At 65.8% G+C, this 234-nt stretch carries 1 pseudogene; it reads right to left on the bottom strand.

Annotated elements, in window-relative coordinates:
• Positions 1–234 (bottom strand): annotated as a pseudogene (locus tag Q4528_RS16285) (hypothetical protein); the annotation flags it as partial.

The raw sequence follows: 234 nt of genomic DNA, 5'->3' as shown, positions 1-234 counted from the left end.
CCCAAGTCGCGCGCCAGATCCGGGGTTGGATCGCCCTCTGGCCCGCGCATCGCCTGACACCGCGCGGCACTTTCGCTGGCCAGGGCCACGATATCAGGCAGGTTTCGGGCCTGCCTCCATGGTGCGATCAGGTCGGAAATATCAGGAAAGGCCTGATCCTGCGGCTCGGTCCAGCGCGCACCACCCCAAAACCCACCCAGGATCTCATATCGGGGTTGGCCCGGCAGATCAGCC

This window comes from Staphylococcus pasteuri, assembly GCF_030547725.1.
In the GTDB taxonomy this organism is placed as follows: domain Bacteria; phylum Bacillota; class Bacilli; order Staphylococcales; family Staphylococcaceae; genus Staphylococcus; species Staphylococcus pasteuri.
This window is presented reverse-complemented; position numbering and strand designations above follow the sequence as displayed.